The sequence below is a fragment of the Blastopirellula retiformator genome, from assembly GCF_007859755.1.
GTDB classification, from domain to species: Bacteria; Planctomycetota; Planctomycetia; order Pirellulales; family Pirellulaceae; genus Blastopirellula; species Blastopirellula retiformator.
In genome coordinates this window covers 1,306,446-1,321,721 of sequence record NZ_SJPF01000001.1, presented here as the reverse complement: position 1 = coordinate 1,321,721, position 15,276 = coordinate 1,306,446, and the positions used below count along the sequence as shown (strand labels likewise).

Here is a 15,276-nt window from a genome sequence, read left to right as displayed (position 1 = left end):
CAAGTTCCTCCTTTCGCGAGAATGCCGATGAAAACCGTCGTCGTGCTACCGAACTGGATTGGCGACGTCGTGATGGCGACGCCCGCCTTGAAAGCGATCCGCGCCCAATCGCAACCAGGAGACGAGATCGTTGGCGTGATGCAGCCGTACGTCAAAGACGTGCTGCGAGGAACGCATCTGCTCGACCGCAGCATCTACTGGAGCAAGAAGACCTCGGACCGTCGCCGCCGCTTTTGGGGCGTCGTCAAACAGTTGCGGGCCGAGAGCTTCGACCAGGCGATTTTGTTTACCAATTCATTGCGGACCGCCGCCCTCCCCTACTTCGGCAAGGCTAAACGTCGCATCGGCTATGCTCGCGGCTGGCGCAGTCCGCTGCTGACTGATCGGCTGACGCCTCCCAAGATGCCTAACGGCAAGTACGCGCCAATCTCGGCGGTTGACTACTATCTCGACCTGGTCGAAATGGCCGGCTACCCTAGCCAAGGTCAGCAGCCGGTTCTGGCGATCTCACAGGCCGAGCAGCGCCGCGTTGACGAGATCTGGAAGAAGTTCGACTTCTTCGGCAAGAAGGTGGTCGTCTTCAACACCGGCGGAGCTTACGGCGCCGCCAAACATTGGCCGGCCGAACATTACATCACGCTGGCCGAACAACTGGTCAAAGATCCCAGCGTGGCGGTCTTGTTGATCTGCGGACCGCAAGAGCGAGAAACGGTCGCCAAGATCGAGCAGGCGATCGATCATCCCAACGCCTGCAGCTTGGCCGACGAGACGCTCAATATCGGCCTATCCAAAGCGGCCGTGCATCAAGCCGACGTGCTAGTTACCACCGACAGCGGCCCCAAACATTTTGCCGCGGCGTTTGCAACGCCAACTGTGGCGTTGTTTGGGCCAACCGATCCTCGCTGGGGCGACAGTCACAATCCGGTCGAGACGATGCTCAATCATCCGGTCGACTGCGGACCGTGCGTCAAACGCGTTTGTCCGCTGGGGCATCACGACTGCATGCAGAAGCTGTCAGTCGCTCGCGTCTATCAAGCGGTTCAAGATCATTTGAACCAAGCGAAACGAGCGGCGGCGTAGAGATCGCCTACTGCGCATGCACCAGCCCGCAGCGCGAACCAGGGAAGGCGAGCAGAAACTCCGTACAGGCTCCGAAGCGTCCAACCGCTCTAGCGGTAGCCATAATTGAACGCCTGCCGATCAGCGCTCCACGGGAAGAATGGGGCCTACAGATCGCCCATCGAGTCCATTTGCCCCGGTTCGTTCCACTCGGCCCAGCGCACCCAGAATTCCGGCAGTTGCTCGCCATATTCCTGCAGGGCCAGGTGGTAGATCTCCCCCATCGTCAGTTCTTCCATCGACGGCAACGAACGATCGACGCGGGCCGCGACCTCGGCCACCGCATCATACAGCGGCGTGCCTTGGGCGAACTTCAGGTCAAATCGATCGTCGTTCGGCTGTTTTTCCCACATGGGGCTCGCTCCTTCGTTACGACGACTGCCGGGCGGCCAGTTCGGCCCGCTTAGCGACGGTGACGTCTTCGATGATCGCTTCCAGGTCATACTTCGGCTGGTAGTCGATCGTTTTCCGCAGCTTCGACAGGTCGGGCACCCGGCGGATCACATCTTCAAAGGTACTGCCAAACGCCTCTTCATAGGCCTGGAACGTCGGCGTCAGGCTCGGATCGATCTGACCAATCACCATCTGGGCCAATTCCAGAATCGTCACCGGTCGATCGCTGCCGATGTTAAAGACCTGACCAGCCGCTGCCGGCGTGTCGACCAATTGGATCACTGCACTGACGACGTCGTTGACATGGGCGAAGCAGCGGATCTGGCCGCCGTCAGAGTGAACGGTCGGGCCTTTGCCCGACAGGGCCGCTTCCACAAATCGCGGCAACACCATCCCGTAGGCGCCAGTCTGCCGGGGGCCCACGACATTAAAAAAGCGGCCGATCACCGTCGGCGTCTTTCGCTGTTGCCAATAGGCAAGCGCCAGAAACTCATCAATCGCCTTCGACGCGCCGTACGACCAGCGCGGTCGCGTCGTCGAGCCAAAGACCAAATCGTCTTCCTCGGTCCAGGTCGCCTTCGGGTTTTTGCCATACACCTCGCTGGTGCTGGCCAGAAACATTTTCAGATCTTGCCCGGCGTCGCGCAGCGCGGCGATTTCGGCCAGCAGCAGTTCGGTCGGGTAAATATTGCGTTCGATCGTTTGGATCGGCTCTTCTTGGATCAGCGCCACCCCAACCGCCGCCGCCAGATGGTAAACTTCGTTCGCCTCGGTCAGCAGGCTCTTGATCAAATCGCGATCGGCGACCGTACCAGAAACGAAGCGAAATTTTTCTTCGCCTTCCAAATGCGCCAGATTCCGACGATTGCCGGTCGATTCGTCATCGATGGCGGTTACGGTCCGCCCTTGCGCAACCAGCGCCTCGCAAAGATGAGAACCGATAAACCCGGCGCCGCCGGTCACAAGCGCGTGCGTCATTCGAACCACCGAAGAAGATAGAGAGAGCGTAACGATCCGCCCGAACGGTTCATCCTAAATCGACCGCTAGCGAGCGACAACCTAAGTGGGTCGCCCTGATCGGGTTGCCGCCGTTTTCTGCTGGCATAATCCGCACCTTCGGGAATAATGGTACGTAAATAGCAAATCGCCCCCTTCCGGCGGATAAGTAACCAACCAGCCTCACCCCCACCCGCGCCAGATAATGCCGATTCGCCATCTCACTCTGCCGCTCGCCGTGTCGCTCCTGCTGTTCGCCTGCGCCGCTTGGGGGCAAGAGACGCCCCCCGCTGCAGCGATCATCTACTCCGACGCCGTCGCCTTTCAAAAGGCGGAAGAGTATCAGCTGGCCGCCGAAGAGTGGAACAAGTTCCTGACCCGCTACGAGAACGATCCGCTCGCCGAGAAGGCCCGCAACAACCTAGCGGTTTGTCAGCTGAAGCTCGAAAAGTACCCCGACGCGGCGAAAAACTTCTACGCGATCCTGCAAAACAACCCCAAGACCGAACTCCGCGAAGACGCGCTGCTCAATCTCGGCTCCACCTACTACAGTTGGGCCAAGACGAGCGACGCCAAACAATTTGACCGGGCCGCCAAAACGTTCGAGCAGCTTTACAAAGAGTACCCCAAGGGGAAGAACGCCGATCAGGCCCTCTACTTCGCCGGCGAGTCGTTCTATCTCAGCGATCAAAAGCAGCGTTCGCTTGGCCCGTACAAAGCGCTGGTCGAACAGTTCACGCATAGTCCCTATCGCGCCGACGCCGCCTACGCGTGGGGCGTGACGCTGGAAGAGCTGAACAAGCCAGGCGAAGCGGCCGACGTTTACGGCAAGTTTCTCGCCGCCTTCCCGCAGCATGATCTGGCGGCCGAAGTGCGCATGCGTCAGGCCGAAACGATGCTCACCCAAAACGACTTCGCCAAGGCGACGCAAACTTTGACCGCAGTCACGGCCGATCCAAAATTCCCGCTGATCGATCACGCCCTCTACCGGCTCGCTTTCGCCCAGCTCAAACAAGACCAGCTTGCCGCCGCCGGCGCTACCTACGCCAAGCTCGCCAGCGACTATCCGAAATCGAAATACCATGACGAAGCGTTGATGCTGGCCGGACGCTGTTACTATCGCGCCGAAGACTGGAACCAGGCCGCCAAGTTGCTCGGCGCCGCGGCGAAACTGCCCGACGACGCCGGATTGGAAGCGGCCCATTGGCTCTGCCGCGTCTACCTAAAGACCGGCAAGCCGCAAGATGCCGAGAAACTGGCCGCGTCCAAACTGGCCGCCGCCAAAGGGAGCCCACAGTTGGTTCCGCTGCTAATCGATCAAGCCGACGCCTTGTACGATCAACCGAAGCGCCGCGGCGAATCGGTCAAGCTCTATCAACAAATCGTCACGCAACACCCCAAAGATCCCCAGGCGCCCCAAGCCTTGTACAACGGCGCCTTCGCCGCCTTGGAGACGCAAGACTTCGCCACCGCGTCGCGACTCGCCAAAGCTTTCGTCGATCAGTTTCCGAAGCATGAGTTGTTGCTCGACGCCAAGTACGTCGCCGCCGAAGCGGCGCTGCAGGAAAAGAAGCGTAACGACGCCGAGCGGATGTTCCGCGAACTGATCGCCGCCGGCGGCAATCGCCCCGAACAAGGCAAATGGCAGTTGCGACTGGCGCTCGCTCTGCAACTGCAAGAGAAGCATAACGACGTCGTCGCGCTGCTCGCTCCGATCGCCGGCAAGCAGGCCGACGCGGCGCTGAAAGCGGAAGCCAACTTCCTACTCGGTTCCAGCCAGTTTGCCCTCAATCAATTTCCGGTCGCTCAGCAAAGCCTCGCCGCTTCGCTTGCTGCGAAACCCGACTGGCGTCAGGCCGACGAAACGCTGATCTTGCTCGCTCGGGCTCAACACCAGCAGGGAGACGACGCCTCGGCGATCGCGACCATCCAGAAAATGCAGCAGCAGTTTCCCAGCTCTTCGCTTGGCGATCACGCCGCCTACCGACTTGGCGAGTTCTACTACGCTGCCGGCGACTATCCCCGTGCCGCCCACCAATACCAGGTAGTCGCCGACAAGTTCGCCAGTTCGTCGCTGGCGCCCCACGCGCTGTATGGACTTGGCTGGTCGCACATTCAGCAGCAACAAGGCAAAGAAGCGACTGACGCTTTTTCGACGCTGCTAACCAAGCATGGCGCTCACGAACTTGCTCCGCAATCGCTGCATGCCCGGGCGGTCGCTCGCCGCTTGGCAGGCGACCTTGCCGGCGCCGCTGGCGATGTCGACGCCTATCTGAGGAAATCGCCGCAAGCCGCTGACAAGGCCGACGCCCTTTACCTGAAGGGGCTTTGCCTGGTCGGCGCCAACGATCAAGCGGGCGCGGCCGCGCAGTTCGCCGCCCTCAAGAAAGAGTTCCCGAAGTACGAGAACGACGACAAGGTGCTGTACGAACTCGCTTGGTCGCTGAAAGCTTCGGGCAGCGACGCCCAAGGAACCGAGACCTTTGCCGAGCTTGCAAAGTCACATCCGGAAAGCCCACTGGCGGCCGAAGCGAACTACCATGTTGGCGAAGCGGCCTACAATCGCCAAGACTACGATGCTGCGAAGAAAGCGTACGCGGCCGCTCTCTCGGGCGCTCAGGCCGCAGACGTCGGTGAAAAATCGGCCTACAAGCTGGGCTGGTCCAATTATCAGCAAGGAGACTACGCCGCCGCTTCGGCCGCGTTCGCCGAGCAGACCAACAAGTACCCCAGCGGACCGTTAGCGGCCGACGCCAGCTTCATGCGGGGCGAATGCCTGTACAAACAAGACAAGTTCGCTGACGCAGCCGGCGCCTATGGCCAGGTGAAAGCCGATCAGCTCTCGAGCGACGACATGCGCGACCTGTGGCGCCTGCATGCCGGCCAATCGGCGGCCCAACTGAAAAAATGGGACGAATCGATCCGCTGGATGACCGAGTTACTGACCAAATCGCCCGATTCTCCGGTCGCCGCAGAAGCCGAATACGAAATCGGCTGGGCGAATTACAATCAGAAGAAGGTCGACGAGGCGGTCAAGCGATTTACGGCCGCCGCCGAACTTTCGCCCGGTCGCACTGGCGCTCGCGCTCGGTTCATGCTGGGCGAGTTGTACTTTGAGAAAAAGGACTACCCGGCGGCCGAAGCGCAGTTCAAACGAGTCGTCCTCGGCTTTGGCGGCGCCGGCTCGGTCGACGAAGTGAAGCCGTGGCAAGCGAAGTCGGCCTACGAACTGGGACGCTGCAACGAAGTCCGCATCCGCGACGCAGTCGGCGCTGCCCGCGTTCATTACATCTCGGAAGCGACGAAATATTATGGCATGGTCGTTTCGGACTATCCGCAAGCAGCCGAAGCGAAACTGGCCGCCAGTCGCCTGAAAGCGATCGACAAACTGTAAACGCAGGTTCCCATGACACGATTTTCGTTGACCCAGCGATACGTCGCGCTGCTGTTGTTCACCTTTCTGCTGACCGCCGGGGTCGGCGTGGTCGCCGCTTGGGCGCAAGAGAATAACGACGCAGCCGCCGCCGATGAAGAGCCTGCGCCGGTCGCCAACGAATCTGGCGCCTTGCTGGAAGAAAAGCTGGGAGACGATGATCAGCTGCACCTGGTCGCCCTGATCTTGAAGGGTGGCCAGATGATGATCCCGATCGGCTTGATGTCGATGCTGGTCGTCACGCTGGCGTTTGAACGGGCGATCGCCCTGCGCCGCGGTCGGACCATTCCGCCGGCGCTGGTCGACGGCCTGGAAGACCTGAAAGAATCGCCGGCCGGCTTTCAGCCGAAAGAAGCGTATCGCCTGTGCAAGAAATATCCGTCGGCGATGGCCAGCATCGTCGAATCGATGCTCTCCCGCATCGGTCGCCCGCAGTCGGAAGTGGTGCACGCCGTCAACGAAGCGAGCGAACGAGAAGCGGATCGCCTGTACGGCAACGTCCGCTGGCTGACCCTGGCCGCCGGCGTGACGCCGCTGATGGGCCTGCTGGGTACGGTCTGGGGGATTATCTGGGCGTTCTACAAAACGACGCAGCTCGACATCGGCGGCAACCGGGCCAATCAACTGGCCGAAGGAATTTACGTCGCCCTCGTCACCACGCTCGGGGGCCTGGTCGTGGCGATTCCGGCGGCGATCCTGGCCCAATACTTCGAGAGCCGGATCATCAACCTGTTCCACCAAATCGACGAACGCCTCTTCAGCCTCTTGCCGGCGATCGAAGAATTCGAGGGCAAAACCCGCATCCACCAGCATCATCTGGATGAAGAAGAAGCGGAACCGACCCCCGCCGAGCAGATTGCGACGTAATTCTTCGGGGTGCCGTTGCCAGGTCTTCGTGGCAATGAATGGGTTGCCCAGTCGAAGTTGACGGGAACTGGTTTTCCAGTCGACCGAGCAGAAATTCGGCGATGCACCTTCGCTGCGCGAAGAAATGCCCCGGCGCCCGTTCCCACCAACCGTTTTGCTTGACAAAGCGCACGGAATTCTGGTCGATTCCCGATAGCCAATGGCCCGCGTAGGGTTCAGCCCCAATCGTAGCCCGAGTGCGCAAGCCGAGGGAAAACGCCCCCATCACCCAGCGGCCCGCAGAAAAAAAACAACGCGAGGAGTCCAGTCCACCAACTCAACAAAAAACGCAACGGTCCAGTCCAGTCTGTCCCCAATCGTAGCCCGAGTGCGCAAGCCGAGGGAAAACGCCCCCCATCACCTAGCGGCCCGCAGAAAAAACAACGCGAGGAGTCCAGTCCCTGCAATGGCCAACACCAACGACGCATTTGCCCCATTTTCACATATCCAGGCTTCTAACAAAAACTTTTCGATTCTCCCCAGGCCGTGACCAACCGTGTCAGAGGGCGCCCCGATACTCTTCTTTAGTCAGAGGTAAGACACTGTTGACATGTACACCCAACAGACGTACACTGCCCATCCGTTTAGTCGATGCGAACTAAGGATGCTTGCCAGCGGACAAGACATTTACCATAAAGGAGCCCGGAAAATGGTCACTGCAACAGCTTCCAAGAACGGACGAATGGCGAAAAAGAACACCAAGAAGGCGGCCGGCGCTGATAAGTCGCCCAAGGCGGAGCACAAAGATGTCGCCGCGATGCTGTCCGGCAATGCCGTTCTTAAAACGACGCTACAGCAAATTGAAAAGTCGTTTGGTGAAGGGGCGATCATGCCTCTCGGCTCGAATCACCAACAGATCGAAGGGATCCAGACCGGTTCTCTTTCGCTCGACCTGGCGCTTGGCGGGAAGGGACTACCCCGCGGACGCATCATCGAGATCTTCGGCCCCGAATCGAGCGGTAAAACGACGATCGCGCTGCACGTGATCGCCCAGGCCCAAGCGGCCGGCGGCATCGCCGCCTTTGTCGACGCTGAACACGCCTTGGACCCCAGTTGGGCCAAAAAGCTGGGGGTCGAGCTCGAAACGCTGCTGGTCAGCCAGCCGTCGAGCGGCGAGGAAGGTCTGCAAATTACCGAAATGCTGGTCAAATCAAACGCGGTCGACGTGATCGTGGTCGACTCGGTCGCAGCGTTGGTTCCCCGTGCGGAACTCAACGGCGAAATCGGCGATTCGCACGTCGGTCTGCAGGCCCGCTTAATGAGCCAGTCGATGCGTAAGCTGACCGGCATCATCGCGAAGTCAAAGACGATCGTGATCTTCATCAACCAGATCCGCGAAAAAGTGGGGGTGATGTTCGGCAGCCCCGAAACGACCCCCGGCGGTCGCGCCCTGAAGTTCTACTGTTCGTGCCGCGTCGACGTTCGCCGCATCGGCCAGCTGAAAGATGGGGAGGACGTGGTCGGCCAGCGCGTTCGCTGCAAGATTGTGAAAAACAAAGTGGCTCCGCCGTTCCGGATTGCGGAGTTCGACATGATGCACAGCAATGGCATCAGTTATGAAGGGGACATTCTGGACTTGGCCTTGGAACAGAAGATCGTCGCTCGCAGCGGGGCCTGGTTCCGCTATGGAGATACGCAGTTGGGTCAAGGAAAAGAGAAGGCCCGGGCGTTTTTGATCGAAAATCCCGAGATCACCTCGGAACTGAAGCAAAAAGTGCTGCACGCGGCTGGCCATGGCGGCGAAAAGCTGTTTGAAGCCGCCCCAAGTAAGGACGAATCCAAAGACGAGGAATCGTCGGAAGAATTGTAATTTTCTCGCGTGCGGCGGACGACTGAATCTCCGCAGTCGTCTTCCGCCATAGCGAGTGCACCACTGAGTTGAGCAACGAAACTTCCTCCGTTTGGGCGTCGGCGGGCTCCATCCGACGCCCATGACCAAAGAGGCTTCCGGTTCGCATCACCCGGAAGCCTCTTTTTTTGCTAGCCGCAAACCTTTCTCGCCCGATCGCGTCCTACCCTCTAGCGGCGGTTCAGATCACGCGCCGCCTAGCCGATTCGCCCTCCAGGGCGTATCATAACCCCTTTAAACAGCGCTATTTGACTCCTACTGGCCCGGCCTGATTTCGCCATGAAGACCGACGAACTCCGTGAAAAGTACCTCAGTTTCTACGAAACCAAAGGACATGCCCGCCGCGCAAGCGACGTGCTCGTACCGACCTGGGATCCTTCGGTGCTGTTTACCCCGGCCGGGATGAACCAATTCAAGGATCACTTCCTCGGCCGCGTGAAGCTCGACTTCACCCGGGCGACCACCTGTCAGAAGTGCCTGCGAACCGGCGACATCGACAATGTCGGCCGCACCGCCTACCACCACACCTTCTTCGAGATGCTCGGCAACTTCAGCTTCGGCGACTACTTCAAGCCCGATGCGATCTCGTGGGCGTGGGAGTTTCTGACCGACAAGAAATGGCTGGGACTGCCGGCCGACCAACTGACCGTCACCGTCTACAAAGATGACAACGAAGCGGCCGACTATTGGCACGAAAAGATCGGCCTGCCGACTTCCCGCATTGATCGCCTGGAAGAAGACGAAAACTTCTGGCCTGCCAGCGCGCCGAGCCAAGGCCCCGACGGCGTCTGCGGCCCGTGCAGCGAAATCTACTATCACCCGAAAGGGAGCAAGCCGGTCGAGATCTGGAATCTCGTCTTTACGCAGTTCAACCGCGTCGGCGATCCGCCGAACAACCTGGAGTCGCTGCCGAGCAAGAACATCGACACCGGCATGGGTCTCGAACGAACCGCCGCCACCCTGCAAGGCGTCACCACCAATTACCACATCGATATCCTGCGTCCGATCGTCGAAGCGGCGGCCGAAATCTGCGGCGTGAAGTACGTGCCGGAAGAAGACAATGGCCGTCGTCTCCGCCGCATCACCGACCACATCCGCGCCTGCACCTTCGCGATTCACGAAAACGTCTATCCCGGCGCCCAGAAGGAAAAGTACGTCATCCGCCGGTTGCTCCGCCGCGCGGTTCTCGACGGTCACCAAATGGGTCTCCGCAAGCCGTTCGCGTATCAGTTGGTCGATAAGATCGCCGAGATGATGAAGACCCCCTACCCCGAACTGCAAGAGACGACGCAGCGGGTAGCAAACGTGATCAAGACCGAAGAGGAGAACTTCCTTGATCGACTTGACGAAGGCCTGGCGCGGACCGAAAAGGTCTTTGCCACGATGCGCAAAGACAACCTGACGGTCGTCAGCGGCGGCGAAGCGGCCGAGCTGTATCAAACTTATGGCTTTCCGCCGGAATTGTTTGAGCAGGTCGCGGCCGAAAAAGGGCTGACCTTTGACTGGCCCGGCTACAAAGAAGAGATGGAGAAGTTCGGCGAGTTGACCGGTACCGGCACGATGAAGCTGTTCGAAACCGGTCCGATCGAATCGCTGAAGAACACGCTCCGCCAAACCGACTTTGTCGGCTATGACCAAAGCGACGCCGATGTGACGATCAAAGGCATCGTCGCGAACGATGAGGACGGTACGACGAAACTGGTCGACGACTATGAGTTGCTAGGCGAAGAGCATGAGCTGATCGTCGTCACCGATTCGACGCCGTTCTATGGCGAGTCAGGCGGTCAGGTTGGCGACACCGGCGAGATCGTCGGCGAGGGCTTCCTGTTTATCGTCACCGACACGCAGAAAGATAGCGACCTGTTCCTGCATCGCGGCTACCTGGCCAGCGGCAAAATCAGCAGCAACGTCGACGCGAAGGCGGTCGTCAGCCAGCGTCGCACCGGCATTCAGCGGGCTCACTCGGCGACGCACATCCTGCACTACGCGCTACAGAAGAACCTTGGCGAACACGCCCAGCAACAAGGCTCGAAGGTCGACGAAGATTGGCTTCGCTTCGACTTCAGCAACATGTCAGCGGTCACGCCCGAGCAACTGGCGGCGATCGAAGAAGACGTTAATGAACGCGTTTCAGCGAGCGAAACCGTCAAATGGGAAACCGTGCCGCTGGCGAAGGCTCGCGAGCTGGGCGCGATGATGCTGTTTGGCGAGAAGTACCCTGACCCGGTTCGCCTGGTTTCGATGGGTACCTTCAGCCGCGAACTGTGCGGCGGCACGCACCTGACCAACACGTCGCAAGTCGGCATGTTTGAGGTCGTTAGCGAAGAAGGCCCGTCGGCAGGCGTACGCCGTATCGTCGCCCTGACCGGCGACAAGGCGAAAGAGTATCGCGAGCAAGTCGCATCGTCGCTGGGCGAAATGGCGAAGGCGCTCGGCGTCGCGAAGCTCGACGTGCCGGAAGCGATCAAGCAGCTGCAGCAGTACGTCCGCGATCTGAAGAAAGCGGCCGGCGGCAGCGGCAAGGCGCCGGGAGAGATCTCGCCGATCACGACCAACGCCAAAGCGGCCGAGCCCGACTACGCGGCGCAAAAAGAGACGCTCAAAGAATCGGCCCGGATGGTCAACGTCGGCATGTTCGACGCCCCGGCCCGAATCACGGCGATGCTGGCCGATGTCGACTCGCTGAAGAAAGAGATCGCCGCTCGCGCCGAGATGGGCGTGCTGACGGCCGACGACTTGCTGGCCAAGGCCGAAACGGTCGGCTCGACCAAACTGATCGTCTCCGAAGCGCCTGGCGCCGGTCCGAACGAGATGCGCGGCCTGATCGATCAGCTCCGCAAGAAGGCGGCCCCCTGTGCGGTGCTGCTGATCGCGGCCCAGGGAGACGAAAAGGTGATGATGGTCGCCGGGCTCAGCGAAGAGGTCGTCAAGTCAGGCGGCAAGGCCGGAGCCTGGGTCAAAGAGATCGCCACGATCGTCGGCGGCAGCGGCGGCGGTCGCCCTGACATGGCTCAAGCGGGCGGCAAAGAGCCGGGCAAGATTGCCGACGCATTGGCCGCGGCCGTTGCGTTTGGGAAGCAGATGCTGGGCTAGGCCCACGCCGAAAACTCTTCCCAGTTTTCAACCGACCGACCAAACGGCGCCATCGTTACGATCGGCGCCGTTTCGCTTTTTCCAGCGATAGATTCGGAATTCAGGGCTCAATTTACGACGCTAGCACGGTCGATAGAAATTTCTGGTCAGCCCCACCGCGACGTTCACACCCCGGCTTATCCCTGTTAGAGCAGACTCATGAATCAAACCGATTTTTCCGCCAATGTGGAACGCGCACTCGCCAACAACCCGCACTTTGCTGGACGCTCGTTCCGCTTTGAACATGAGCAAGACCGCATCGTGCTGAAAGGGAGCGTCTCCTCCTTTTTCCAGAAGCAAATGGCTCAAGAGGCCCTGCGCCAGGCTGGCGTCGATCAGATCGAAAACCAGCTGGAAGTGAATTGGGCCTAGCAGTCCGTTGATTTTCTCGACGGACTGCGTGATCGCACGGATGCGATCCCAAAATAACGACGTAAGTCGTTATTTTGCGAGCCGCGAAGAGCTATGCTCTGAGCCTGGCGAGGTTGAAAAATGCCACGATGGCATTTTTCAACAGGTAGCTAGCGTCAAATCTCGCGATACCTACGACGACTTGGATCAGCCCGCGGACTTTGGCCCGCGGGCTGATCTGTTTCTTGGCCAAGAAGATTGGCCGCCAGCGGCAAGCGCCCCCTTTCTCGGCCGCCGACAGTGGGAGACAATACCGGCGTATCGAACCCCCTCGCACGCAAACTTCAGCTCAGGAGAATCTCCTATGTCGCGATCAGGCGCCGTCACGTTTAAAGGCAACCCGATGACTCTGGCCGGCGAAGCGGTCGAAGTCGGCAAGCCGGCTCCCGAATTCACCCTGCATAGCTTTGGCCCGGAAGGCCTGAAGGCGATCACGCTGGCCGACGTCAAAGGCAAGCCGACCATCCTCAGCGTTGTGCCGTCGGTCGACACCGGCGTCTGTGCGACGCAGACCCGCACCTTCAACGAAAAGCTGGGCAGCTACGGCGACAAGATCAACGCTCTGACGGTCAGTTGCGACTTGCCGTTCGCGATGAACCGCTTCTGCGGCGCCGAAGGCATCGAAAACATCCAGAAGGGCTCCGACTATCAAACCCGCAGCTTCGGCAACAACTGGGGCATGCTGATGGAAGAGCTGATGCTGCTGGCTCGCGGCGCCTACGTGCTCGACGCGGACGGCACGGTCGTCTACGGCGAAGTCGTTTCGGAAGTGACGCAAGAGCCGAACTACGACGACGTGATCGCGGCCCTGGACAAGTGTCTCGCCTAGTTCGTCTCGCAGCTGGCAAACCGTAACAGAGCGATCCCCCACCAGGGATCGCTCTTTTTTTGTGATAACCCCCGATTTGCGGTCGGTAAGGTTTTCCCATCGGCTCGCTACGTGTTTAAGATAAAACGCTGACGTCTCCTTCCCCCTCGGTCGTAGGTGATTCCGATGACGGACGAAACGCCCAAAAAACGAAGCTGGTTCTGGTGGATCTTGAGCGGCGCGGGCGCTATCGCCCTGCTGATCGCCGCCGCGCCCACGCTCGTTTCGTATCGCCCGCTGACGCAGCGCGGCTTGAGCGCCGTGCTGGCCGCTTCGGAATTCGAAGTGATGGTCGATCGCGTTTCGCTCGGCTGGCTGACGCCGACGCGGATCGAAGGCCTTCAGATTCGCCAGCGGGAAGACAAGTTCACCGTCAGCGTGCCGAAGATGCGGAACGACGTCTACTTCTGGCAACTGATCGTCAATCCGCGGCAACTCGGCAATCTTGAGATCATCAAGCCGAACCTGCACTTCGTTATCCAAAAGCAAGAGGACAGCCTGATCGATTCGGTCGCCAGCGAGCCGGCGCCGATCGACGAAACCAAGTTGACCGAGGCGCTCAATCGGCAGGTCTCGATCGAAATTCAGGACGCGACGCTTTCGGCCAATCGCCCCGGCGGCGCCGAGTGGAAGATCGAACACTTCGACTTGTATGGCCATCTGACTCCCTCCACGGCCGAGCATGGCCCGCTGCTGCAGTTTGATCACATCCAAGCGATGCATCACTTCCAGCTGACCGAAGAGATGTGCGATGACCTGCTGAAGTACGCCGTGCCGATCATGCATGGCGTGACCAACGTCAATGGCGAAGCCTCGCTCCGGTTTGAAGAATGGGAGTTCCCGCTCGACAATCCGAAGCAAGGCAGCGGCCACGGCACGCTCGAGATCCACCACGCGTCGCTGATCGCCGGACCGATCGTCCGTTCGTTGACCGATGCTCTCAAGATCGAACCGACCGTTCAAATCGCCGACAACTGTCAGATCAACTTTCGTCTGGAAAACGGCCGCGTCTATCACAAGGGCCTGGAGATCGGCTTTCCCAACTGCCGCGTGCAGACAAGCGGATCGGTTGGCCTGGACGACACGCTCGATATTCTGTGCGTGATTCCGGTTCCACTCGACAAAACCCTCAGTGAAGAAACGCCAATCCTCAAAATGCTGCGCGGCAAGACGGTTCGTCTGAAGATCACCGGCACGCTCCAAGAGCCGCAGGTAGCGCTGGCCGATGCGCCGGAAGTGGTGGCGGCGAGCTTTCTGGAAGACGTTCAAGAGGGAGACGTCGACCTCGGCCAAGCGATCAGTGCAGCGGGCGGAATGTTGCAGAGGATGCGGTCTGAGATGCCGATCAACCCCTTGGAACGCCTCCGTGGCGATGCGTCCCCCACCGGCGAAGACGCGGCGGCGCCGCGACCATTGGGCGGTTTATTCAACCGCTTGCGACAAGGGATCGGCGGCATGATCGACAATGGACCGCCGGCAGAAATGATTCCGTCGATCGACATCCAGCCGCTACCGCAAGAAGACGTTCCGCCACCGCCGCCAATGCCTGATCCAACCAGCCGGAACTCGGCCGGCGCCCCTGCTCCACCCCGCCCGGAACCTTCCAGCAGAACGATCGATCTGTAGTCGCACCAATATGGCCAACCAAGACACAGCCGAGCAAGCGTTCGATGCCCAAGAGCCCGCTACGAAGCCATCGGTCACGATGCAGGTCGTGGCGTTGTTATTGGCGGTTGGATTGTGCGTCGGCGTTGGCGTTGCCGGGGCGTTGTTCACGACGCCGAAGATTCCGACCTGGTACGCAGGGCTCGAGAAGCCCCCGTGGACGCCGCCGAACTATCTGTTTGGGCCGGTCTGGACGACGCTGTACATCTTGATGGGCATCGCCGCCTGGCTTGTTTGGCGAAAGGGAGATAGCGGTGTGGCGCTGACCTTTTTTGGAGTTCAACTGGCGCTCAACGCGATCTGGTCGCCGATTTTTTTTGGCTTGGAGAGCCCGCTGCTAGGACTGCTTGTCATCGTGCCGCTGTGGTTGATGATTGGCGTGACGATCTACGGTTTTGCACGTCGCTGGTGGCCAGCGGCCCTGTTGTTGGTTCCCTATCTGTTGTGGGTCAGCTACGCGAGTTGCCTTAATTTTGCGATCTGGCGCCTTAACGGATAGGGTGC

11 protein-coding genes are annotated in these 15,276 nt (G+C 60.0%); 9 read left to right on the top strand and 2 right to left on the bottom strand.

The genetic code is table 11. From position 1 onward, the window contains the following. Positions 1-27: 27 nt before the first annotated feature. On the top strand, positions 28-1,080 hold the full coding sequence (gene waaF / locus Enr8_RS05445; protein ID WP_186767446.1) for a lipopolysaccharide heptosyltransferase II: 1,053 nt from the start codon (positions 28-30) through the stop codon (positions 1,078-1,080). Positions 1,081-1,226: 146 nt separating this feature from the next. Here the strand turns inward: waaF and Enr8_RS05440 are convergent, their stop codons facing one another. Together Enr8_RS05440 and Enr8_RS05435 are read right to left on the bottom strand one after the other, a co-directional pair. Then, on the bottom strand, positions 1,227-1,472 hold the full coding sequence (locus tag Enr8_RS05440; RefSeq protein WP_146429568.1) for a hypothetical protein: 246 nt from the start codon (positions 1,470-1,472) through the stop codon (positions 1,227-1,229). A 16-nt stretch (positions 1,473-1,488) separates the two neighbouring features. Beyond that, entirely contained in the window at positions 1,489-2,490 is a 1,002-nt protein-coding gene (locus Enr8_RS05435; protein WP_146429567.1) for an NAD-dependent epimerase/dehydratase family protein, read from the bottom strand. A gap of 223 nt (positions 2,491-2,713) precedes the next feature. On the opposite strand from Enr8_RS05435, the gene Enr8_RS05430 reads away from it, so the two are divergent. From Enr8_RS05430 to Enr8_RS05395, 8 genes are all read left to right on the top strand, one after another. Next, complete coding sequence (locus Enr8_RS05430) at positions 2,714-5,902, top strand: tetratricopeptide repeat protein (RefSeq protein WP_146429566.1); 3,189 nt, start codon at positions 2,714-2,716, stop codon at positions 5,900-5,902. Positions 5,903-5,914: 12 nt separating this feature from the next. Beyond that, positions 5,915-6,808 (top strand): MotA/TolQ/ExbB proton channel family protein, encoded by an 894-nt coding sequence (locus Enr8_RS05425; protein ID WP_146429565.1) that lies wholly within the window; start codon positions 5,915-5,917, stop codon positions 6,806-6,808. A 688-nt stretch (positions 6,809-7,496) separates the two neighbouring features. Further along, a complete protein-coding gene (gene recA / locus Enr8_RS05420) occupies positions 7,497-8,657 on the top strand; it encodes a recombinase RecA (protein WP_146429564.1) in 1,161 nt (386 codons plus the stop codon). A gap of 318 nt (positions 8,658-8,975) precedes the next feature. Beyond that, entirely contained in the window at positions 8,976-11,789 is a 2,814-nt protein-coding gene (gene alaS / locus Enr8_RS05415; protein WP_146429563.1) for an alanine--tRNA ligase, read from the top strand. A 198-nt stretch (positions 11,790-11,987) separates the two neighbouring features. Next, complete coding sequence (locus Enr8_RS05410; RefSeq protein ID WP_146429562.1) at positions 11,988-12,200, top strand: BON domain-containing protein; 213 nt, start codon at positions 11,988-11,990, stop codon at positions 12,198-12,200. Between the two features lie 343 nt (positions 12,201-12,543). Then, positions 12,544-13,068 carry a thiol peroxidase gene (tpx, locus tag Enr8_RS05405; protein WP_146429561.1) on the top strand — a complete coding sequence of 175 codons (525 nt, stop codon included), beginning with the start codon at positions 12,544-12,546 and terminating at the stop codon, positions 13,066-13,068. 165 nt (positions 13,069-13,233) lie between these two features. Further along, positions 13,234-14,733 (top strand): AsmA-like C-terminal region-containing protein, encoded by a 1,500-nt coding sequence (locus Enr8_RS05400; RefSeq protein ID WP_146429560.1) that lies wholly within the window; start codon positions 13,234-13,236, stop codon positions 14,731-14,733. Positions 14,734-14,743: 10 nt separating this feature from the next. Beyond that, complete coding sequence (locus Enr8_RS05395; protein WP_246119951.1) at positions 14,744-15,271, top strand: TspO/MBR family protein; 528 nt, start codon at positions 14,744-14,746, stop codon at positions 15,269-15,271. The last annotated feature ends 5 nt before the right edge of the window (positions 15,272-15,276 follow it).